Genomic DNA, 21414 nt, shown 5'->3' on the forward strand with positions numbered 1-21414 from the left:
CAGGCGCGTCCCCTGGCAGGCAAGCTGGGTCGCAGTCGTCCACCCGTTGCGTTGATTGGGTGGGTTTGAAACCATCCGGCGGTTGGGTAGCCATGGTCAGGCGAGGGTGGTGAGCCTGAGCGAAGCGACCTTTGCGGTTCCGCCGGTGGTGTACAGCGACACGCCGGTGCCGGAGGGGTCTGGGAAGACCAGTTCGGTGAGGGTGACTTCTCCGTCTTGGGCGAAGATCTCCACAGAACAGTGATCAACGAAAATGCGCAGGTTATACGCTCCATCCACGGCACGCAGGGGCGCGGTGTCGATCGATGCAAAGGCGCTGTGGAACGCCGTGTTGCCCGAGACCGTTCGATCCACGAGCAGTCTGCCGTCACCCGGACAGATGCCGATCCTTATACCTTCGTTGCCGTTGCCGCGGATCACGAGGCCAAATTCATCTGCGGAACCGGGCACAAACGTTACCTCGATGAGTTGCACGGCGCCCCCGCCTGCCACGGAACGGATGCCATCGACGTCGAGCTCTGTGTAGGCAACTGTGCGGGTAAGCGCTGCGGGGTCAATCAGTGCCTGCTGGGTGAGGTGCGGTGCCCCTTCAGAAGTGACCAGCGAGACCTCGCGTACAAGCGACATGGGGCTTCGCCACGGGGAGGTTGGAATGTCGTTGCCGTACTGCCAGTTGTTCATCCAGGCCATCATGAGCCGGCGGCCGTCCGGAACGTTGCTGAAGGACACAGCCGCGTAGTAGTCCCGGCCCCAGTCGAGCCAAAGATACTCGGCCATGTGCGCCGGATCCTGGTCGCCTTCAGTGACCGTGGTTTCGGACCTGAACGTCACGCCGTCGAAGTCTCCCACGAAGTATTGTCCCGCAGATCCTCCGTTCGGCCCGCCGGGATTGAGGTTAACGGTCAGCACCCATCTGATCAGGTCCTCGTTCCCGTCAAGTGGCAGAGGAAACAGGTCAGGACATTCCCAGACTCCGCCAGTAGCGTTGGCCGGCCCGAAACTGCTGAGGTAGTCCCAGCTCTTCAGGTCATCGGAACGGTACATCACGACCGTGAAATGCAGTGCCTCGACAGCGACCATTACCCAATAGGCGCCGGCCGGGCCGTTGTAGCGGAACACCTTCGGGTCGCGGAAGTTCGCGGAATTGCGGTTCATGACCGGGTTTCCGTGGTACTTGGACCAGGTGTAGCCGCCGTCCGTGCTCCATGCGAGTGACTGGGCCTGGATCCCGGCGTGCTGTGAGTTCTCCTTGTAGGCACTTGTGTAGATGGCGACCAGGGGTGCAGCAGTTCCGTCGCCGAGTCCGCTGGTGTTGTGCTGGTCGTAAACGACGCTGCCGGAGAAGATGTCCTCGTATTCGTCGCAGGCAATAGCGACGGGTTGCTCTGTCCACGTGATGAGGTTCGTGGAGGTGGCGTGCCCCCACGACATGTTTCCCCAGACATTCCCAAAGGGGTTGTTCTGGTAGTAGAGGTGGTAATTACCCTCGTAGTAGATGAGGCCGTTGGGGTCATTGAGCCAGGTGTCCTTGCTGGCGTAATGCATCGCCGGCCGGAAAGCCTCACGTGTGGGCGCGGTTACCGCGGTCATGAATCAAAGTCTCATTTCATTTCGTCTTCCTGAGGAAGGCTGGGTGCGGCCATCCAGCCGGCGAACGGCGCGGGGCGCTGTTCGGCGGCTGGACGGATGCTGGTGCTAGCAGTTGCTCTTGTATAGGTCGTACGTCCGCTTCGCGGCGGGATGCACCGGCCATGAGCTGGATGTCTTAGGTGGTAGAGCGATGGGGAAATGACTCCAAAGGCGGGAGAGCTCGGATCCTGAGTTAGGGGAAGAGGTTCCGAGCTCCTCCAAAGATCTCAGCCATGGTCCAGGCATCGAAGGAGAGCAGACTCACGGTACCCTCGGCGGCCAGGCTCACGTGCTCGCCGGCCAGGGTCGGGTAAACGCGGGCGGTGAGCGGCTTACCGTTGGCGAAAATTTCGACGGCGGATCGGTCCACCAGGACGCGCAGGTGCACCCGGCCGTCGGGCATCGGGAGCGGTCCGGACTTGTCGTCGACATCAACGGTTGGATCGAGGCTGCTCTGAGTCCGGTCGAGGCGGAGTGTGCCTTGGCCGTCGCCTTCAGTGGTCCGGCACAGCTCGATCACTGTTTCCTCCTTGGATTTTCCGGAGACGCCACCGTCAGCCGATCCCAGCAAGCCCAGTCGCAGCACAGCACCAGGCTCGAGCTGCACATCCAGTTCGAGGTCCAGTTGGTTGCCGGACACGCCGGTAGCCACAGGTGCCCCGGTACCCACCAGCTCCTGTCCGGGCAGGCCCACATGGTCCCGGCGCAGCTTCTCGATTTCAGGCACGGGCGCGAACACCAGGGTTCCGTCGTCGGCCACGGTTGTGACGCGCGGCAAACTCATGACGCCCGACCACCCGGCCTCGATCATCGCGGCGTCGCTGCGGCCCTCCTGAAGCCAACCAAACATGATGCGTTGGCCGGACTCATCCTGGAATGACTGCGGCGCATAGAAGAACCGTCCACCGTAGTCGAGCCGATGCAGCCCGGTGGGCTCGAAGGAGTTTTCCGAATAGCGGCCGGTCCAGTACAGCGGGTGGCGGGTGTCGCCGTTGTCCCATGCGGAAAAGACCAGCACGTCGGGCGCGTCGCCAGAAGTAGGAACCGTACCCAACGAGGCCCCGCTTGCCCGGAACAGGTCCACGCATTCCCACATGGTCCCGGTCCAGTCGGTATCGGCAGGATCGCCCTGGGAGGCGTCACCGATGAACAGCGGCCCCACGTATTCCCAGGAGCGCAGATCCTCCGACTCGTACAGGAACGCCGTGCCGCCGCGCCCACGAATGCCCGAACCTACCAGTTGCCGCCACTTTTTGCCCTCGCGCCAGACGCAGTGATCGCGATACGCCGTGATCTCCACCCCGGCCGGCGGGGCTGCGATCACCGGGTTCTGAGGAATTTTGCTCCAGCTCAGGAGGTCTGCGGATCCGACGGCAACGCAGGGCAACTCGTGCTCGCCCAGCCGTCCCGAGTACACCAAGGTGGGTGTTCCGCCGTCGTTCACCAACACCCCCGACCAGCAGCCGTCGGCGTCCGGACCTGCCGAAGGTTCCAGCGCCACCGGCTGGTCCGTCCAGTGGACGAGGTCGGTGCTGGTCGCATGGCCCCACTGGATGCGGTGGTGGAAGGCGCCTTCGGGGTTGTACTGGTAGAAGAGGTGATAGGTGCCGTTCCATTGGCTCACGCCGTTGGGGTCGTTCAGCCAACCGGCCGGGGACACGAAATGGAAGCGCGGCCGAAGGGGGTCCGCATCGGCGCGGGCAATCAGTTCGTCCTGGGGGACGGTGCCGAGCGGGTGCGTCGATTCTGTCATGCGGAAGCCTTGTTGTCGGTAGGTTCAGTTGCCAGCGCGTGGCCGCCGGCTCCAGCCTGCGGGCGGTAGAGGTGGCAGCGCACCCAGTGGCGGTTTTCGGGGTCGCCCACACCGTGGCGAACGGGTTCCTCGGCCGAGCAGGCCTGGTTTGGGTCGCCGTCGAAAGCGCAGCTGGTCGAAGCCATCACAGCCTGCCGCAGCTCGGCCCGGCGGACGGGATCGTAGGAGCCCGCCCTGGCCGGATCCGGGACGGCTGAGACCAGCAGTTGCGTATACGGGTGGGCCGGGCTGGCCAGGAGGTCCAAGGACTCGCCCTCTTCAACGAGCTCACCGGCGAACATGACCGCCGTCCGGTCCGCGAGGTATCGGGCCGAAGCGAGGTCGTGTGTGATGTAGAGCATGGAGATTCCCTGCTCATCGCGGAGTTTGCGCATCAGGTTCAGCACGCCGATCCGGACCGAAACATCCAGCATGGAGGTGGGTTCGTCGGCGAGGATGACCCGTGGTTCCACGGCAAGGGCCCGGGCGATCGCGACTCGCTGGCGCTGCCCGCCGGAGAGCTCGTGCGGGTAGGAGTTCAACATGTCGGCCTGCAGGCCCACGGTGGTCATAAGCTCCTCGAGTCGCTGCTGTGTCTCTGTCTCGGAGCTGCCGCCCTTCCGGTGGATCGCTAGCGACCTCCGCAAGAAGTGCTCCACTCTGTGGGCAGGATTCAGCGAGCCGAACGGATCCTGGAAGACCATCTGAAGTTGGGAGCGGAACACTCTCGATGCCTGGAAGCGGTCACGCTTGAGGACGTCGACGCCGTCAAGCAGGATCTCGCCGGAGCTCGGACGTTCCAGCCGGGCAACGCAGCGGGCCAGGGTGCTCTTACCCGACCCAGACTCTCCCACGAGGGCCACGATTTCTCCGCGGCCAATGGTCAGGTCTACGCCGTGCAGGGCCCGGACGGACTCCCGGGAGAACAAGCCACCTATAGCGAAAGACTTTCCTAGTCCGCGGACCTCGAGGGCCGTAGCTTCTGTGTCGGCGGAGGGGCGCTGGGATGACAGCACAGCGTGGCTCATCGTGCGGCTCCTTCCATGATGGCGGTGTCATCAGCTGCTTCAGCGTCGGCACCAAACGGAGCCACGAAATGGCCGGGTGCTGCTTCGGTGAGGTCGGGGATGTTCCGGAACCTCACGCCGTCGGGCAGTCCGGTCAGCGGAACCCGCGGACCGGTCAGCGGCGGGAACGCACCCATCAGCGCCTGCGTGTAGGGGTGGCGAGGGTTGGCGTAGACGTCCTGGGCTTTCGCGGTCTCCACGATCCGGCCTCCGTACATCACGGCCATTCGGTGCGACAGCTCCACCATGAGGGACATGTCGTGGGTGATGAAGAGGACGGAGAATCCCAGTTCGCGTTGGAGTTCCTTGATTTGGGCCATGATTTCCTGCTGCACCACCACGTCCAGGGCGGTGGTGGGTTCGTCGAGGATCAAGAGGGACGGCTTGAGCGCCACGGCCATCGCGATCACCGCACGCTGGCGCATGCCGCCCGAAAGCTGGTGCGGGTAGGACTTGAGGCGAGCGGGGTCGATCCTGACAAGTTCCAGCAGCTGGCCCGCGCGTCGGAGGGATTCCTTGCGGGAGTAGCCGGCGTGTGTGGTGAAGATGTCCACGATCTGCTCGCCGATGGTGAGCACCGGATTCAGCGAGTTCATGGCCGATTGGAAGACCATAGCCACATCCTGCCAGCGGAAACGCCGCAGTTCCTCAGGGCTCATGGCCAGGACGTCCTTGCCGCCGAAGGAGATGCTGCCGGCGGCGATTTTTGCGGGGTCCTTGAGCAGCCGCATGATCGAGTTGGCGATGGTCGACTTGCCGCAGCCGGACTCGCCCGCCAGCCCGAAGACCTCACCGGTGCCGATGCTGAAGGAAACACGGTCGACGGCGGTGGTGGAGCGAGTGTCGCCGATGTACTTGACGCTGAGGTTCTTGACGTCGAGAACGGGCTCGTGGGAGCCGAAGGAAACTTGGGAGACTGTCACTTGGCGGCGCTCCTTTCGGTATTTTTTGGGGTTTTGATCTTCCGCAGCCGCGGATTAGTGACCTCGTCCACGGCGTAGTTGATGAGCGCCAGTGCGAACGCGACCAGCGCGATGCAGACACCCGAGGGAACAAAGACCCACCAGCTGCCGGTCAGTAGGGCGCCCTCGTTGCCGGCCCAGAAGAGGTTGTTGCCCCAGGAAACGGTGCTCACGTCACCCAGGCCAAGGAACTCCAGGCCTGCCTGGGCGCCGATGCCGTAAATCACGCAGGCAAGTAGCGTGCTCATCACGTTCGATGCCATGTTGGGCAGGATTTCGCGGAACATGATCCGGCCGGCCCGTTCGCCGGACACCACGGCCGCGGCCACAAAATCTTTTGAACGGATGGACAACGCCTGGGATCGCAATACACGTGCCGACCCAGCCCAGCCGGTGACCACGAGCACCAGGATCACGGTTCCCAAACCCGGCGGCAGGAAAGCTGCCAGGATGACAAGGAGCGGGAGTCCGGGCAGGAGCAGGAAGACGTTGGTCACCAGGGACAGTGCTTCGTCAATGAACTTGCCAAAGTACGCCGATGCCAGGCCCACCAAAATGCCGATGAAGGTGGATGCGAAGCCCACAGTCAACCCGACGAACAGGGAACTGCGGGAGCCATGGACAGTCAGGGCAAGCACGTCCTGACCTTTGGCTGTGGTGCCGAGCCAGTGCTCGGGAGACGGTTCCAGCGAGGCCATCGCGGTGATCCGCGACGGCTCTCCGGGGAACAGAACGGGGGCCAGTAACGCAAGCGCGATGAACACGAGCATCACGATCATGCCCACCAGGGCCTTCTTGTTGGTGATAAGTCCGTGGACGAAACTGCGGTTGGGCTTGCGGGCAGCTGTGGGCTCAGTGGGCTGTTTGAGAATTGCGGTTGTCATGATGGGTCCCTCAGATGCTGCGCACACGCGGGTCGAGGCGGACGTAGAGGATGTCCACTAGGAAGTTCGCCAGCAGCACGGCGGCGGTGATGGTCAGGAACAGGCCCTGCATCAGCGGGTAGTCGAGGCCTTGGACGGCGTTGAGGAGTTGGTAGCCGACGCCGGGATACGCGAACACCACCTCGGTGAGCATTGCACCACCCACCACGAAGCCCAGGCTCATGCCGAAGCTCGTGACCGAAGGGAGCATGGCGTTCCTTGCCGCGTAGCGGAGCATGATGCGGCCCGGACGGAGACCCTTGGCCTGGGCCATGGTGATGTAGTCCTCCGAGTTCGTGGCGATCATGGTGTTCCGCATGCCCAGCATCCAGCCACCGATGGACACCAGGACGATCGTCAACGCCGGGAGCAAAAGGTGAGCACCGACGTCGCCGATGAACTCCCAGGTGAACGCGGGCTCCAGTCCATCCGTGAAAGCGTGGCGGATCGGGAACCAGCCCAACACCACGCCGAACAGGTACAGGGCTCCCATGGCCAGCCAGAAGTACGGGAAGGATCCAATGAAGATCAGGAGCGGCGGCAGGGCGGAGTCGATCGCGCCGCCGCGTCGCCAGGCGGCCAGGATGCCGAGTAGATTGCCGATGATGGCGGCGAACACCAGGGCGGTTCCGCCCAGCAAAAGGGTCCAGCCGATCTGGCTGGCGATGACTTCGGTGACCGGGGTGGGGAAACGCGAGATGGAGACACCCATCTGGCCGGTCAGGATGCTGTGCATGTAGTCGACGTACTGTTCCCAGAGCGGCCGCGTATCCACGCCGAGCATCTTGCGCAGGGCTTCGATCTGTTCGGGCTGCATCTTGCCCTGGGTACGGGCGAACATGCGTGAGACGGGGTCTCCCGGCATGAAACGCGGGAGCAGGAAGTTCAGGGTGATGGAGGCCCAGAAGGCGATCAGGTAAAAACCCAGGCGGCGCAGGATGAAGCGCACGGTTGCTCCGTTCGGGAAAGGCGGGGTCCGGGACGACAGTGGTCCCGGGCGGGAAAGATGAAAAGGTTCTCGGCCGGTGGGAACCGGAATATGGCAACTGCAGCCACCGGCCGAGAAGTGGCGCCGGCTACTTGCGCGGTTCCAGAGTGGTCAGGACAAGGACCGTGGTGGGGGAGCGGTCAGAGAGCGTTGCGTAGGGGTTGTCCTGAGTGGGCCATCCCGTGAAGTGAACGTCCGTGTAGTCGCCCCATTCGGGGCCGGAGAACAGCGGAACCGTCGGGGCCACCGCGTTGTATTCCGCCTGAAGCTGGTTCGCGATCTGCTTCTGTGCGGCTTCGTCGCCAGCAGCAGCGAACTGCTGCAGGAGATCATCGGCCTTTGGATCGCCGAAACGGTGGTAGTTCTCGGTGGCCTTGGCGCCCACCGGCTTGACGGTGGATGTGCCCATGGTGGAGCTGAAGTACTTGAACGGGCTGGGGTCGTTCGCGCTCCAGACGATGCCGGTGTCGAACGTTCCCTGCTCGTAGCCGGAGACGACGGAGGCCCAGTCAGGGGAGTCCACCTTGGCGGTCACGCCGATGGCCTGGAGGTTCTGGGAGATCACGTTGGCCACGGAGAGCCAGTCGGAGGAGCTGGCGCCCACGGAGATCTTGAACTCGAAAGGCTTGCCGTCCTTGAGGGTGCGCTTGCCGTCCGCGCCCTTGGCGTAACCGGCGCCGTCGAGCATCTTGTTCGCTTCGTCGACATTCAGCTTGGTCCAAGTGCAGTTGTTCGCCACATCGGCGTTCTTCCAGCTCGCGTAGTTGCCGGAGAGGCCTGTGCAGTCGGCCGGAGTGGCGTACCCGCTCATGCCGATCTTGGTGACCTGGTCACGGTCAACCGCCATGCTCAGGGCCTTGCGCACCGTCGCGTCATTGAACGGCGCCTTGCTGGTGTTCAACTGCCAGTTGATCATGGCGCCGGTCGGCGGGAACCAGAAGTGGCGGTGGTCCTTGTCCTTGGCGATGAAGGTCTTCTCGATGTTCGGGATGAACTGGGTGGACCAGTCCACATCGCCGTTGACGCTGGCCAGGTTGGCGGCATCGTTTCCGGACATCGCCAGCATCTTGATGCCGGCGATCTTCTGCTTGTCAGGCTGCCAGTAGTTCGGGTTCTTCTTCAGCACGAAGGACTGGGACTGGAAGCTGTCCACCTGGGTGTAAGGGCCGGTTCCCACGGGGTTGGCGTTGGTGTCCTTCGCCGGATCGGCGATGGATGACCAGATGTGCTTGGGGAGGATGGGGAGCTGCCCGATCTCATAGAGCGCGGGGGACCAGGGCTTGTTGAAGGTGAATGTCACCTTGTCGGTGCCCGCCGGAGTGACGGAATCCAGGTACTCGAAGCCGCCCTTGAGCTTCTTCTGCAGCTGGAAGGTGTAGGCCACGTCATCGGCGACGAAAGGCTGCCCGTCGGACCACTTCACGCCGTCACGCAGGGTGAAGGTGACGGACTTGCCGTCCTTGGCAGCGTCCCAGGAGGCGCCCAGCCAGGGGACGGTGTTGCCTTTGGCCGGGTTGAAGACCAGTAGGGGTTCGTAGATGGCCTGCTGGACCATGGGGTTCACAGTGGGGGCGAAGGGGTTGAAGTTACGGTCGAAGGTGCTCATGTCCTCACGCGGGATGGTCAGGAAGGCGCTCGCGTTGGCTCCGGCGTCGGTGCCGGCGGACTTGTTGACGGTGGCAGCGCAGCCGGTCAGCAGCATTGCACCCACAGCCAGTCCGGCCGCTGCAATGCGGGCAGACCTCAAGAGTCGGGGTTGTGTCATGATGGGTATCTCTTTCCTATCTTCATCAGCAAGGTGAAGGGGTGGGTAAGGGTTTGCTCTTCGAAACTTGATTTCGCGGTCAGACCGAAGAGCGTTCTAGCAGCGGACAGTCGACCAATTGCTGGTCGGCAGTGATCGGCTGTCCTGCTGTGAGAGCTGCGAGCGTCTGGACTCCCAGTGCGCCCATTTTTTCGAAGGGCAACGCAACCGTGGTCAGTTTTGGCCTGAGGTAGGCCGCAATCAGTTCCTGGTTGTCGAAGCCGATCACGGCGATGTCCCCGGGGATGGTCAGTCCCCGTTCCTTGATGGCGTCATAAGCGCCCATCGCCATGCGGTCATTGAGGCAGAACAGTGCGGTCGGCCTGTCCTGCTGGGGGTAACGATCCAGGATTTGGCACGCCGCCTCGTAGCCTCCATCCGCCGTCGCATGCCCGGACACCACCAGCTCCGGATCCAGTTCGAGCCCGGCGCCGGCGAGTGCTTCGCGGGCACCTTCCAAACGCCCGACGGCCGCGGGAATGTGCGGGTCCAGGTTGATGACTCCGATCCTGCTGTGGCCGGCCCGGAGCAAACGATCGACGGCAACCCTGCCGCCCCCGCGCTCGTCCGGGACGATCGAGGGCAGCTTCCCGTCCGCGTCGAAACAATTGATCAGGACAGTGGGAACCTCGTGGGCGCTTTCCGGAACATGTACCCCGCGGTGGTATGTTGCCGCGTACAAAAGTCCTTCCACTCGTTGTTCCAGCAGCTTTTCCGTTGCTGCATCTTCCAGGCCTTGGTTGGGTCCTACGGCATCGGCCTGGTCGGAAGGCGCGATGAGCAGGAACCGGTGGTCAAGCCAGGCTTGATCCTGGGCGCCCTTGATGATGTCCACCGCAAACGGGGCCGTCACGATCTCGGTGACGAGTCCGTACCAATCACTGCGTTGGGAAGCCAGTGCGCGCGCTCCGGCATTCGGGCGGTAACCCAATGCCTGGACGGCGTCGTTGATGCGGATGCGCGTTTCCTCAGAAATGCTGGCGTTTTCGCGGTTGTTCAGCACGAACGAGACCGCCGTCCGGGAGACACCGGCGTGCTGGGCGACATCACTCATGGTGACACCCCGCTGCCGCACAGCCGCGGCTTTCTGGGGGGTGGTGGTTTTCGCCATTGAATGCTCCGTGTCTTCGTTGATCCTGCGCGCAGTACCAAGGGTTCGGTCTGAGGTCGTATCGCAATCGTTGGCAAGTAACGCGAGTTACCTTCAGCGGTGTGATTGAGGTTACACGCGTTACCTCGTAGCTGTCAACGGCTTCCACCGGCATGCGGGCAGTTGGTTCACGATCACTTGAGCCAGGCCGGGCGTCGGAGGATTTGACTGTTGACTTGTCCGATGGACAAGCCGTAGGTTCCCTTTTTGACAACGTTGTCTTCGTTCGGTGGATCTGACGCAAGTGCAGCATTTGAGTCGATCAATGCCCCCACACAACTAGCCGAGCGACAACCGGCATTACCTGCCTGTCACTGTCGACACGAAAGGTGAATACGTGCGCCGCACACATTCCGGTCCCGGTCTGACACCCGGACCAAAATCAAAAAAACGTCTCAACGCCCTGATCCTCGCCGCCGCTATGACCGCTGGCAGCGCCCTTCCGCTGTCCGCCCCGGCCCTGGCCGCGGACACCTCCGGGGCGGCCGCTACGGCTTCCGGCGCGGTCGGAACTTCCGCGCCCTACTCCGAGACATACCGACCCCAGTTCCACTTCAGCCCGGCGACGAACTGGATGAACGACCCGAACGGCCTGGTCTACTACCAAGGCGAATACCACATGTTCTTCCAGTACAACCCCTCGGGGGACACCTGGGGCAACATGTCCTGGGGCCACGCCGTCAGCACGGACTTGGTGCACTGGACGCAGCTCCCGCTCGCCATTCCGCAGGACGACAAAAACATGATCTTCTCGGGCAGTGCTGTCATCGATAAAGACAACACGACGGGCTTTGGCCAGCCGGGCAACCCCGCCATGGTGGCAATCTATACTGCCGCCGACAAGGCTACCGGGAAGCAGTCCCAAGCACTCGCCTACAGCACGGACAAAGGCCGGACGTTCACCAAATACAATTCCGGGAACCCGGTGCTGGACATCGGGTCAAACAATTTCAGGGACCCGAAAGTTTTCTGGTACGAGGCCGGACACGAGTGGCTGATGTCAGCCGCGTTGTCCGACCAGCACAAGGTGACTTTTTACAGTTCTCCAGACCTGAAAACCTGGAAGCATCTGAGCGATTTCGGGCCTGCAGGCGCCACAGGCGGCGCCTGGGAATGTCCTGACCTGTTCCCCCTGCCGGATCCCGCCAACCCCGGCAAACAGAAGTGGGTATTGACGGTCAACCTCAACCCGGGCGGGATCGCCGGAGGTTCGGGCGTCCAATATTTCACGGGAAGTTTCGACGGCACCAAGTTCACCTCGGATGACAAACCCTATGTCCCCCCGGCCGGGACATCTTTGGGAAACTTCGATAACGGTACTTACGATGGCTGGCAAACCACCGGGACAGCCTTCGGCACTGTCCCGGCCACAGGAAGCCTGCCGGGCCAGTCCAGCGTTACAGGCTTTGAAGGAACCGGCTTCGTCAACAGCTTCAACGGCGGTGACGGCCCCACCGGAACACTCAGTTCCCAGACCTTCACCGTCAACAAATCCCACCTGAACTTCCTCGTCGGCGGCGGCAACCACCCTTACGCCGCCGACACCGTCCCGTTCGGCACCCTGCCGGCCGGGACCGTGTTCAACGACTTCTCCGGGGCCACCTACGGGGCCGGCTGGACCGCCACCGGTTCCTTCGCCAGCTCCGGGCCCTCGACCGAGAGCCTGCCCAACCAGCTCGGCCCGAAGGTGCTGGACACCTACGCGCCCCAAGGCGAGATCGGCACCGGCACCATCACCTCCCCGACGTTCACGGTCAACAGCCCGTATATCGACCTGCAGGTCGCTGGCGGCAACCACCCCTGGGGCCAGTCGAACCCGACCGCGGTCAACCTGATCGTCGGCGGCAAGGTCGTCGCCACCACCACGGGCCCCAACAGCGCCGACCTGACGTGGACGAATTGGGACATGAGCAAGTACCAGGGCCAGCAGGCCCAGATCCAGGTCGTGGACCAGAACGACGGATCCACCGGCTGGGGCCATCTCATGGTGGGCGACATAGTCTTCGCCAACGCCCCGGCCAAGCCCTGGGACACGCAGACCTCCGTCAATCTCGTCGTCGACGGCAAGGTGGTGCGCTCCGCCACGGGCGCAAACAGCGAGAACCTGGACTGGACGTCGTGGGACCTGAGCGACCTGATCGGCAAGCAGGCGCAGATCCAGGTCGTCGACCACAACACCGGCGGCTGGGGACACATCCTGGCCGACGACTTCACCCTCTCAGACACGGCGGCACAATCCGCAGTCCAACGCGCTCACTGGGTCGACTACGGCAAGGACAACTACGCGGGTGTCACCTTCAATGACGCCCCTGGCGGCAAGCGGATCATGATCGGCTGGATGAACAACTGGGACTACGGCCAATCCATTCCCACCTCATCGTGGCGCAGCGCCATGACCGTCCCGCGGGAGCTGTCCCTCCAAACCGTCGACGGCGCACCCCGCCTGGTGCAGACACCGGTTAATCAGCTCAACCAGCTCACTACGGGGCCGTCAGTCCACAAGGAGAACATGTCCGTCCCTGCCGGAAGCACCGTCCTGCCGGCCACAGGGAAGGCGCTCGACATCTCGGCGTCCTTCACTGCAGGCACTGCAAGCTCCTACGGACTGAAAGTCCGCACCGGGTCCGGCCAGGAAACACTCATCGGCTATGACAACAAGTCCGGACAGGTCTACATCGACCGGACCAAGTCCGGCGCCGTGGGATTCAACCCCAGCTTCCCCGGAGTCCAGACCGCGCCGCTGACGACAAGCGGAGGAACGGTCAAACTCCGGATCCTGGTTGACTGGTCCTCGGTCGAAGTCTTCGCGGACGACGGGAAAATCGTCCTGACAGACCAGATCTTCCCGGACCCGTCCAGCCAAGGCATCGAAGCTTTCGCCAACGGAGGAAATGCTGTTCTCACTTCTCTGGACGTCAAGCAGATGAAGTCGGCCTGGCAATAACCGGACGCCCCATCGCATTGATCAGACCGCGGCGCCCGCAACTTCACCGTTGCGGGCGCCGTACCTGTCCGACCCTGAATCATGCACGTACCGGGGCAATCATGCTGGGCCAGGAGAGCAGCCAGCTGACCGTCATCCTGAGGAGCCAGGCTCTGTTCGTTCCGGCCTGTGCGCGCTTTTCGGCCTTGGCCAGGCCCTAAGCCATTGGATGGAGCCAGGTCAGGACCGAGCCGTCGCCTTCGATGTGCCCGGCAAGTTCAGCGTTGAATTTCCGGCCGTATTCCGCCCCGATGTGTTCCTCGAATGCCGCTTCGTCGCGGTAGACCTCGAACACGAAGTATTCCCGCGGGTTGGTTTCGCGGGTGTAGGGCAGGAACATGACGTTCCCTGGTTCCCGGCGGACGTGGCCGGTGAGCTCTGCCATCATTTTGGCCACCCTGGCTTCGCTGCCTTCCCTGACGGTGAATTCCGCGTACAGTGTTTTGGTCATGTCCGGTCCTTTGCTTGGTGGGTTCGGCTGTCTTGCAGAGTTGGTTGTTAGTTCAGCGGCCGGATCTCACCGGAGCCTCTGGGGATCAGTTCCGACGGGACGATGTAGGTTTTCGGGGCGCCGTCGTAACCATCGATTCTGGCAAGGATCCGCTCCGCCGCGGTCTTGCCGATGCGCTCGGGGTGCTGGGCAATGACGGTGATCCCGGGCTCCATCATGTCGGCCAGGGTGAAGTCGTCAAATCCGATCAGTGCAACGCTGTGGTGCAACCCGAGGGACTTCAGCGCGCGCATGGCACCGAAGGTGACCAGGTTCTGGCTGGAGAAGATCGCCGTGGGAGGGTTCTCCGAGGTGAGCAACTCGATCGCCGCCCGAAGGGCGGTCTCCTCGTCGTGAAGTCCGTTGCGCACCGGGATGGTCGAGGTCGCAATCCCGGACCTGCCGATTTCCTCCAGGAACCCCGTGCGGCGTCTCGTTGCCGTCTGGATGTCCGTCCGGTCGCCGAGGTAGGCCAGTCTGGTGTGGCCGTGCCGGATGAGGTGCGCGGCCGCCTTCGCGGCGCCCACCTCGTTGTCCGTGACTACCGCGTCAGCATCGATGCCCACCGGCTCGCGGTCGATGAACACCATGGGCAGGGACCGTGAGTGTTCCGGGATGACGTAGGCCTGGCTTCTGGCGATCGGGGTCAGGACAAGTCCGTCCACCCGGCGGCCCAGGAAAGCGGAAATCAGCTTTTTCTCCCGCTCCGGATCGTCATCCAGGCTTGAGGCGAAAACGGCGATTCCCCGTTCAGCCAGTGCGTCTTCCAGCGCCCGGTGGATCTCTCCGCTGAAGGGGTTGGACACACTGGGCAGCAACAACCCGATGGACTGGGTCTTGCGACCGGACCGTTTCAGGCTGCCCGCGGTCATATCGAGGTGATACTGCAGCTGTTCCGTGGCCCTGAGCACCCGCTGACGGGTCTCCTCCGAAACCCCGGGCTCGTTGTTCACGACTCTCGAGACCGTCTTGATCCCCACTCCTGCGAGATCCGCGACGTTTTTCATCGTCGGAGGCCTCCGACCGGAATCGGATTGGTAACGATTAGACACCGTTGTCAACGAACTGCTCCTCATCATCGATTAACACTTGACTCCACAGTGTGAGCTTGGTTACATGATACATGACATCGTTGTCTAGCGCCGGAAGGGCGCCACAAACACAGGAGTTTCAATGTTGAGTTCCAAAGCCCCGAGGTCGGCCGCGACCCGCCTTCTTGCCGCCGGCGCAGTCCTGACCCTCGGCGCACTTAGCTTGACCGCCTGCGGAGGCAGTTCCTCCAGCTCGTCGTCCAGCGGAGGCGCCGCAGGAAAGCTCGGCGTCTCGCTGATCGTGAAGACCACCTCCAACCCGTACTTCGTGGCGATGGAGGACGGTGCAAAGAAGGCAGCGGAGGGCGGAAACATTGACCTGAAGCTCGCGGCCGGCAAGTCCGACGGCGACGAGGACACCCAGATCCAGGCCATCGAAAACGCCATCTCCAAGGGCGACAAGGGCATCCTGATCACTCCGAACGGTCCCGCCGTCGTCGATGCGATCAAGAAGGCCCGTGACGCGGGGCTCTATGTTATCGCCCTGGACACTCCGCCGGACCCGGCCAGTGCCGTGGACATCACCTTCGCGACCGACAACTTCGCCGCCGGCAAGCAGATCGGTCAGTGGACCGCGGCGCAGCTCGATGGCAAGAAGGCCACCATCGCCCTGGTCGACCTGTTCAGCGACAAGGTCGTCTCGGTCGACTACAACCGCGACCAGGGGTTCCTGACCGGCCTGGGCATCGACACCGCGGACAAGACCAAGAACGGCGACGAGGCCAAGACTGGCAAGTACACCGGCGGCAAGGGCGGGGACTACGAGATCGTCGGCAACCAGGCATCCCAGGGCGCCGAGGACGGCGGCCGCACGGCGATGGAAACCCTGCTGTCGAAGAACCCGAACGTCAACGTCGTCTACACGATCAATGAGCCGGCCGCGGCAGGCGCCTATGAGGCGTTGAAGGCCGCGGGCAAGGACAAGGGCGTGCTGGTGGTCTCCATCGACGGCGGCTGCACCGGCGTGAACAACGTCAAGGCCGGCATCATCGGTGCCACCGCGCAGCAGTACCCGGTGAAGATGGCCCAGCTGGGCGTTCAGGCCATCCAGGACCTGGCCGCCTCAGGCAAGAAGCCCACGGTCTCAGCTGGCCTGGACTTCTTCAACACCGGTTCCGCACTCGTCACGGACAAGGCAGTTTCGGGACTGCAGAGCATCGATACCACGGCTGCTTCCCAGATCTGCTGGGGCAAGTAAAGCCCTCCCCTCTGCGGGGAGCCGTGGCAAAGGCGTCTCCCCGCAGAATACCCAGCACGACAACAGTTATAGAACATTGAAGTTCAGGAGCTATTCAAGTGACCCAGCAACAGACCGCCGGCCCGCCGAGCGCAGGGCATGCTGACCTGGCCGAGGAATTCCTCGACCGCCAGACCCCTCTCAGCAGAATCCGCAACATTCTCCACCGCTACCCGGCCCTCAGCCCCGCCATTGTCCTGCTGATCGCGGTGGTAGTCTTCGGGATCCTCAATGAGCGCTTCCTGCGGGTGGAGAACCTGTCTCTCATCACGCAGCAGGTCGCAGTGGTGGGCACCCTCGCGATCGCCCAGACCCTGATCATCCTGACCGCCGGCATTGACCTCTCGGTCGGGGCGGTCATGATCCTGTCCTCGATGGTGATCGCCCAGCTTGCAGTCAGCAACGGCATCCCCGGGCCGCTCGCCCTCATTGCAGGTCTCGCCGTCGGTCTGGCTGCCGGGGCTCTCAACGGCTTCCTGGTGACCAGGTTCCGGCTCCCGCCGTTCATCGTCACCCTCGGAACGCTGAACATTTTCGTCGCCCTGACGCTCCTTTACTCCGGCGGCAGCACGGTGCGCGGATCCGCAATGCCGCCGGTGCTCACCTGGCTGGGAAGCACCTTCCCGATCGGACCCGTCCGCATCTCCACCGGAGTCGTGATGATGATCCTGCTCTACGTCGTCGTCGCCTTCATCCTGGGCAAGACAGCCTGGGGACGGCACGTCTACGCCGTCGGCGATGACAAGGAAGCGGCACGCCTTGCCGGCATCCCTGTCAGCCGCGTCCTCATGAGCGTCTACCTTGCCGCGGGCGCAGTTCTCGCCGTGGGCGCCTGGATCCAGATCGGCCGCACCAACGCCGCCAGCCCGAACGCCGGGGTCGATCTGAACCTTGACTCCATCACCGCCGTCGTGATCGGCGGAACCAGCCTCTTCGGCGGACGCGGCTCCATCTGGGGTTCACTGCTTGGCGCATTGATCGTCGGCATCTTCCGCAACGGCCTCTCACTCGCAGGCTTGGACGTCCTCTACCAGACCCTCGCCGTAGGCATCCTGATCATCGTTGCCGTGTCTATCGACCAGTGGATCCGAAAGGTCAAGTCATGACCATGACAGAATTTGCAGCCCCGCACACCAACACCCGCGAACCCATCCTCAAAGCCAGGAACCTCGTCAAGACCTTCGGCCGCGTCGTCGGCCTGGACGGTGTCAGCCTGGACCTGTACCCGGGCGAAGTGCTGGCCGTCATCGGCGACAACGGCGCCGGCAAGTCCACGCTCATCAAATGCCTGACGGGCGCCGAAATCCCCGACACCGGGGAACTCTACGTCTCGGGACAGCAGGTGCACTTCAAACGGCCGCAGGACGCTCGGGTCCACGGCATCGAAACCGTGTACCAGAACCTCGCTGTTTCACCGGCCCTCGATGTCGCCTCGAACCTGTTCCTCGGCCGTGAAGAGCGCCTCCCCGGCCTACTGGGAAGCGTGTTCCGGATGCTCGACACCAAAGGCATGCGCAGGAAGGCCAAGGAAGAACTGACCCGCCTGGGCATCTCCACCCTGCAAGACGTCACAGTGCCGGTCGAGAACCTTTCCGGTGGCCAGCGCCAGGCCGTCGCCGTTGCCCGCGCAGCGGCCTTTGGGTCAAAGGTGGTGGTTCTTGACGAGCCCACCGCGGCCCTGGGCGTCCGCGAATCGAACCAAGTCCTCCAGCTCGTCCGCGACCTGCGCGACCGCGGCCTGCCGGTCATCCTGATCAGCCACAACATGCCACACGTGTTCGATGTGGCAGACCGGATCCACATCCAGCGCCTGGGCAAGTGCGCGGCCACCATCACCCCGCAGTCCCACAGCATGACCGACGCCGTCGCGATCATGACAGGCGCCGCCAAGGCCTGACAGGGCCGATCGGCGCTTCCCGCTCCCTCGGAGCCCCTTCTCCGTCCGCGGACCTGCCAACAGGTCCGCGGACGGATCCATCCCGGGGCTCCCCACCAACGGCAATCCGAAGAAAGAACCACGATGCACAAGCTCCAACCGGCCGCCCCCGCCCACGACCAGATGGACGTCATCGTCATCGGCGAAGCCCTGATCGACATCGTCAACGGCCCCGAAGGATCCATCAGCTATCCAGGCGGGTCCCCGGCAAATGTCGCCTACGGCCTTGGCCGGCTCGGCATCCCGACCGGGCTGCTCACGGCGATCGGCGACGACGAACACGGCACCGCCATCACCAACCACCTCCACAGCGCAGGCGTCCGGCTTCTTCCCGGATCCACCTCCCTTGACCGGACAGCAACCGCCACTGCCACCTTGGCCGCAGATGGCTCCGCCAGCTACGAGTTCGACATCGCATGGCAGCTGGCGGGTGCGGCACCGGCCATGATCCCGAAAGTTCTCCACACGGGCTCCATCGCCACGTTCCTGGCACCGGGAGCCGGCACCGTCCGCACCCTCCTCGAGCAATGCCACCACTCATGCCTGGTCACCTACGACCCCAACATCCGCCCGGCTCTCCTCGGCAGCCACTCCGAGGCACAATCAGTCTTCGAGGACCTGCTCCCGCTCACGGACGTCGTCAAACTCAGCGACGAAGATGCACACTGGCTGTACCCCGCATCCTCCCCGGACGACGTCCTCTCCCATCTGCTGCAACATGGCGCGCGCCTGGCCGTCATCACCAAGGGCGCCGACGGTGCCCTGCTCGCCACACCCGGCGCCCGGTTCAGCATCCCATCCGTGAAAACCGAGGTCGCCGACACCATCGGGGCAGGCGACGCCTACATGGCCGCACTCATCTTCGGACTACTGACCCGGGGCGACGAAGCATTCGGGCCGGCCGCACTCCAAAACGTCGGACAAACAGCGTCAATGGCCGCAGCAATCACAGTCAGCCGCCCGGGCGCCAACCCGCCGACCTCCAAAGAGCTTCTTACAAGGCTGGCCGAGCCTCTACGACCCTATGCCACCATCTAGTCCGGGTAACCGTCCCCGCCAAACCACGCCCGCCCCGCGAACTTAGGAAGAGTGGAAAGGATCCTCTTCCTGCTGGAAGGCTCCAAGACCCCGATCTGAGGCCGCTCCACGGGACGACGAGGCATACGCAGTCCACCGGCTCGATGTCCAATATTGAGGCGGCCGGGGACGCTGGTTCGGATGGTGGTCAGTAGCCGCAGGGAGCGCTTGTGGCTGCCGATTCCGAACGGGCTTTGGCCGTGCCAGTTTTAAGCGACCCGCGGCATGGCCAACAGGAACGGCCAATCGGACGGCGAAAATCATCGGTTCCGCTACTAAGCAGCGGCCCGGTCCAGAAGACGGGCCCCGCTGCACGGTCACGGGGCTCCGGAGACACCGGACTCACGTGTCCTTGTGCAGGAAACGATCTACGACGAGGTCGTACAGAAGTTGGCCGACAAGGTAAACCAGATCCGTCTTGGGGATCCTCTGGACCAACCCCAGTACCCGCGTTCCTGGATTTCACCGCTGTATCCTCCGGTGGCCACCCACGCGGCCCCCTCTGGGAAGGTGTTGGAGGAGTACAGCGCCTCAAACCCGCGTGCTTCCGGGTTGACTGCTTCGATCCAGCGGCCGTGCTCCGCGGCCTCCAAACCAGCCCCGATCAGTGCGTCGCGGTGCTTCTTGAACCAGCGCCCATAGGCCTCGGCGTCGTCCCAATTGGCAATGATGACCTGGTTATCGAAGCCCTGTTTGTCCGTGTGGACGGAGTGCTCACGGGATATCGGTCCGTCTTCTTGTGCACATAGCTCCCACATTCCAGCGGAAGCTACTTTCGCCTCACTGAGGAGGACTAAAGAAGACGGTCGTTTTATAACACGGGGCTGGGCTGTCCGCTAATGTCGCATAGGTCGAAAGGAACCTCCCGCGTACCACCCGTATAGAGATGCCTTGGAGATAAGGGAAGTCGGCCTTTCACCGCCGCCCGGCCGGAGTGAACCTTGCTTGGTACCAAATCTCAGCAGCGTTGAGTCAGTAGCGTTAAGACGGTTGTTTAGCCATGGTGTGGGCGAGGCGGTAGGAGTCGGTGCCGGTTTCGATAATGGTGACGTTGAAAGTCCGCCCGTCCACATCCTGAACCACCAGAACGGCAGCTGAACCGGGCATCGCGGACCGGCCCTCGTCGTCAGGCAAGCAGGACTCGATGGATATGACGCGCTTTGCAAGCGCTTGCGTTAATTGTTGAAATCGCCCTAGTATGGACGCATGACAGTAAGCGTGGAATCGGTCGCGGAAATGGCTGGAGTTTCTGTATCGACGGTCTCTCGTGCCCTGCGCTCCGTCCCTGGCGTGTCCGCCGCGACTCGCAAGCGCGTGCAAGAGGCTGCCGACGAACTAGGCTATTCGGCGTCTCCGGCTGCTTCGCGGCTGGCGACGGGCCGGACCATGACAGTAGGCATCGTGGTACCCATCCTGGCGAAGTGGTTCTTCGGAAAGGTCATCGGTGAAGCCACACATACGCTCAGGGAAGGCGGATTCGATGTGCTCCTTTTCGAACTGGCCACACCTGGGCAGCGGGAGCGGTTCTTTGGTGGCGCGCATCTGCATGGTCGGACTGACGGTGTCATCATCATGGCGCTGCAGCCCACGAAGGACGAGTTGGAATCGCTCACTTCGCAGGGTCAGGCAGTGGCGCTGCTGGGTGCGGAAGCGCAGGGCATCGGTTCGGTATCCGTGGACAACGTCGGCGCCGGGCGGGCTGCCGTGAGGCATCTGCTCAATCTCGGCCACGAACGGATCGCGTTCATCGGCATCCGTGATGAGGAAGGCAGCAACCTCGGCGGTGTACCTCCCTTGCAACGGCTGATGGGCTATCGGGAGGCCCTCTCCGAAGTCGGACTGCCCCGGGACAGCAAGCTTGAACAGTTGGATGAGAACAGCGTCGCGGGGGGTGCCGCTGCCATGTCGCGGCTGCTTGTCGCGGAACAGGTCCCGACAGCGGCTTTTGTCGCCTCCGATGAGATGGCCTTCGGTGTTCTCAAGGTCCTCCGCAAGGCCGGCTTGGACGTTCCACGGGATTTCTCCGTGCTGGGGTTCGACAATCATGAGCTCTGTGACGTCGTGGACCTGACAACCATGGACCACGAAGTAGCCGAACAAGGACAGGACGCCGCCCGGATCCTCCTGGACATCCTGAATGGACGGCCCCCTGCCACCCTCGTGTTTCCGGCACGCCTGGTTGTGCGGGAGACCACCGCACCTCCCCGTGCCCTGCGCTCAACTGCCAGGATCCCGGATTCTCCTCATTCCGCCGGACGCTCCGGCACCCCCTGAAAGGAAACTTC

At 63.2% G+C, this 21414-nt stretch carries 17 protein-coding genes and 1 pseudogene; 6 read left to right on the forward strand and 12 right to left on the reverse strand.

Annotation, left to right across the window (positions count from 1 at the left end; translation table 11 throughout):
- Nucleotides 1-96: 96 nt before the first annotated feature.
- The 8 genes from AC1DJW_RS21435 to AC1DJW_RS21470 all read right to left on the reverse strand — a co-directional run bounded on the left by AC1DJW_RS21435 (nt 97) and on the right by AC1DJW_RS21470 (nt 10276).
- Entirely contained in the window at nt 97-1590 is a 1494-nt protein-coding gene (locus AC1DJW_RS21435; protein WP_476902467.1) for a glycoside hydrolase family 32 protein, read from the reverse strand.
- 232 nt (nt 1591-1822) lie between these two features.
- Nucleotides 1823-3382 carry a glycoside hydrolase family 32 protein gene (locus tag AC1DJW_RS21440; protein WP_476902468.1) on the reverse strand — a complete coding sequence of 520 codons (1560 nt, stop codon included), beginning with the start codon at nt 3380-3382 and terminating at the stop codon, nt 1823-1825.
- Nucleotides 3379-4449 (reverse strand): ATP-binding cassette domain-containing protein, encoded by a 1071-nt coding sequence (locus AC1DJW_RS21445; RefSeq protein ID WP_476902469.1) that lies wholly within the window; start codon nt 4447-4449, stop codon nt 3379-3381. Before AC1DJW_RS21445 ends, AC1DJW_RS21440 begins: the two co-directional genes overlap by 4 nt.
- Nucleotides 4446-5411 (reverse strand): ABC transporter ATP-binding protein, encoded by a 966-nt coding sequence (locus AC1DJW_RS21450; protein ID WP_476902470.1) that lies wholly within the window; start codon nt 5409-5411, stop codon nt 4446-4448. The genes AC1DJW_RS21445 and AC1DJW_RS21450 overlap by 4 nt, the downstream gene beginning before the upstream one ends.
- On the reverse strand, nt 5408-6334 hold the full coding sequence (locus tag AC1DJW_RS21455) for an ABC transporter permease (protein WP_459341359.1): 927 nt from the start codon (nt 6332-6334) through the stop codon (nt 5408-5410). The genes AC1DJW_RS21450 and AC1DJW_RS21455 overlap by 4 nt, the downstream gene beginning before the upstream one ends.
- Before the next feature lie 10 nt (nt 6335-6344).
- Nucleotides 6345-7322 (reverse strand): ABC transporter permease, encoded by a 978-nt coding sequence (locus tag AC1DJW_RS21460; protein ID WP_476902471.1) that lies wholly within the window; start codon nt 7320-7322, stop codon nt 6345-6347.
- Between the two features lie 127 nt (nt 7323-7449).
- Nucleotides 7450-9126: an ABC transporter substrate-binding protein gene (locus AC1DJW_RS21465; RefSeq protein ID WP_476902472.1), complete on the reverse strand. Its 1677-nt coding sequence runs from the start codon at nt 9124-9126 to the stop codon at nt 7450-7452.
- A 79-nt stretch (nt 9127-9205) separates the two neighbouring features.
- Entirely contained in the window at nt 9206-10276 is a 1071-nt protein-coding gene (locus AC1DJW_RS21470; protein ID WP_059389026.1) for a LacI family DNA-binding transcriptional regulator, read from the reverse strand.
- A 460-nt stretch (nt 10277-10736) separates the two neighbouring features.
- Here AC1DJW_RS21470 and AC1DJW_RS21475 point away from each other — a divergent pair, with 460 nt between their 5' ends.
- On the forward strand, nt 10737-13259 hold the full coding sequence (locus AC1DJW_RS21475) for a GH32 C-terminal domain-containing protein (RefSeq protein ID WP_459341356.1): 2523 nt from the start codon (nt 10737-10739) through the stop codon (nt 13257-13259).
- Nucleotides 13260-13455: 196 nt separating this feature from the next.
- Here the strand turns inward: AC1DJW_RS21475 and AC1DJW_RS21480 are convergent, their stop codons facing one another.
- Nucleotides 13456-13749: a putative quinol monooxygenase gene (locus AC1DJW_RS21480; RefSeq protein ID WP_476902473.1), complete on the reverse strand. Its 294-nt coding sequence runs from the start codon at nt 13747-13749 to the stop codon at nt 13456-13458.
- 47 nt (nt 13750-13796) lie between these two features.
- Nucleotides 13797-14795, reverse strand: coding sequence for a LacI family DNA-binding transcriptional regulator (locus tag AC1DJW_RS21485; protein ID WP_284754991.1), 999 nt, complete (start codon nt 14793-14795; stop codon nt 13797-13799).
- 166 nt (nt 14796-14961) lie between these two features.
- Here AC1DJW_RS21485 and AC1DJW_RS21490 point away from each other — a divergent pair, with 166 nt between their 5' ends.
- The 4 genes from AC1DJW_RS21490 (at nt 14962) to AC1DJW_RS21505 (ending at nt 19090) form a co-directional block, all read left to right on the forward strand.
- On the forward strand, nt 14962-16077 hold the full coding sequence (locus tag AC1DJW_RS21490) for a substrate-binding domain-containing protein (protein WP_476902474.1): 1116 nt from the start codon (nt 14962-14964) through the stop codon (nt 16075-16077).
- 98 nt (nt 16078-16175) lie between these two features.
- On the forward strand, nt 16176-17222 hold the full coding sequence (locus AC1DJW_RS21495; protein WP_234750546.1) for an ABC transporter permease: 1047 nt from the start codon (nt 16176-16178) through the stop codon (nt 17220-17222).
- Nucleotides 17219-18013 (forward strand): ATP-binding cassette domain-containing protein, encoded by a 795-nt coding sequence (locus AC1DJW_RS21500; protein WP_284754994.1) that lies wholly within the window; start codon nt 17219-17221, stop codon nt 18011-18013. The genes AC1DJW_RS21495 and AC1DJW_RS21500 overlap by 4 nt, the downstream gene beginning before the upstream one ends.
- A gap of 123 nt (nt 18014-18136) precedes the next feature.
- Nucleotides 18137-19090: a carbohydrate kinase family protein gene (locus tag AC1DJW_RS21505; RefSeq protein WP_476902475.1), complete on the forward strand. Its 954-nt coding sequence runs from the start codon at nt 18137-18139 to the stop codon at nt 19088-19090.
- 527 nt (nt 19091-19617) lie between these two features.
- Here AC1DJW_RS21505 and AC1DJW_RS21510 read toward each other — a convergent pair.
- Nucleotides 19618-19887: pseudogene (locus AC1DJW_RS21510) on the reverse strand (phenylacetaldoxime dehydratase family protein); the annotation flags it as partial.
- Between the two features lie 223 nt (nt 19888-20110).
- On the reverse strand, nt 20111-20263 hold the full coding sequence (locus AC1DJW_RS21515) for a hypothetical protein (RefSeq protein ID WP_390280822.1): 153 nt from the start codon (nt 20261-20263) through the stop codon (nt 20111-20113).
- 72 nt (nt 20264-20335) lie between these two features.
- Here AC1DJW_RS21515 and AC1DJW_RS21520 point away from each other — a divergent pair, with 72 nt between their 5' ends.
- Nucleotides 20336-21403, forward strand: coding sequence for a LacI family DNA-binding transcriptional regulator (locus tag AC1DJW_RS21520; protein ID WP_390280578.1), 1068 nt, complete (start codon nt 20336-20338; stop codon nt 21401-21403).
- The last annotated feature ends 11 nt before the right edge of the window (nt 21404-21414 follow it).

This window comes from Arthrobacter sp. 05L417 (genome assembly GCF_056397865.1).

Bases quoted from the DNA above. Each gene is read 5' to 3' on its own strand.
- AC1DJW_RS21435 (WP_476902467.1), bottom strand. From the start codon at position 1,590: ATGACCGCGGTAACCGCGCCCACACGTGAGGCTTTCCGGCCGGCGATG.
- AC1DJW_RS21440 (WP_476902468.1), bottom strand. From the start codon at position 3,382: ATGACAGAATCGACGCACCCGCTCGGCACCGTCCCCCAGGACGAACTG.
- AC1DJW_RS21445 (WP_476902469.1), bottom strand. From the start codon at position 4,449: ATGAGCCACGCTGTGCTGTCATCCCAGCGCCCCTCCGCCGACACAGAA.
- AC1DJW_RS21455 (WP_459341359.1), bottom strand. From the start codon at position 6,334: ATGACAACCGCAATTCTCAAACAGCCCACTGAGCCCACAGCTGCCCGC.
- AC1DJW_RS21465 (WP_476902472.1), bottom strand. From the start codon at position 9,126: ATGACACAACCCCGACTCTTGAGGTCTGCCCGCATTGCAGCGGCCGGA.
- AC1DJW_RS21470 (WP_059389026.1), bottom strand. From the start codon at position 10,276: ATGGCGAAAACCACCACCCCCCAGAAAGCCGCGGCTGTGCGGCAGCGG.
- AC1DJW_RS21475 (WP_459341356.1), top strand. From the start codon at position 10,737: ATGACCGCTGGCAGCGCCCTTCCGCTGTCCGCCCCGGCCCTGGCCGCG.
- AC1DJW_RS21480 (WP_476902473.1), bottom strand. From the start codon at position 13,749: ATGACCAAAACACTGTACGCGGAATTCACCGTCAGGGAAGGCAGCGAA.
- AC1DJW_RS21485 (WP_284754991.1), bottom strand. From the start codon at position 14,795: ATGAAAAACGTCGCGGATCTCGCAGGAGTGGGGATCAAGACGGTCTCG.
- AC1DJW_RS21490 (WP_476902474.1), top strand. From the start codon at position 14,962: ATGTTGAGTTCCAAAGCCCCGAGGTCGGCCGCGACCCGCCTTCTTGCC.
- AC1DJW_RS21500 (WP_284754994.1), top strand. From the start codon at position 17,219: ATGACCATGACAGAATTTGCAGCCCCGCACACCAACACCCGCGAACCC.
- AC1DJW_RS21505 (WP_476902475.1), top strand. From the start codon at position 18,137: ATGCACAAGCTCCAACCGGCCGCCCCCGCCCACGACCAGATGGACGTC.
- AC1DJW_RS21520 (WP_390280578.1), top strand. From the start codon at position 20,336: ATGACAGTAAGCGTGGAATCGGTCGCGGAAATGGCTGGAGTTTCTGTA.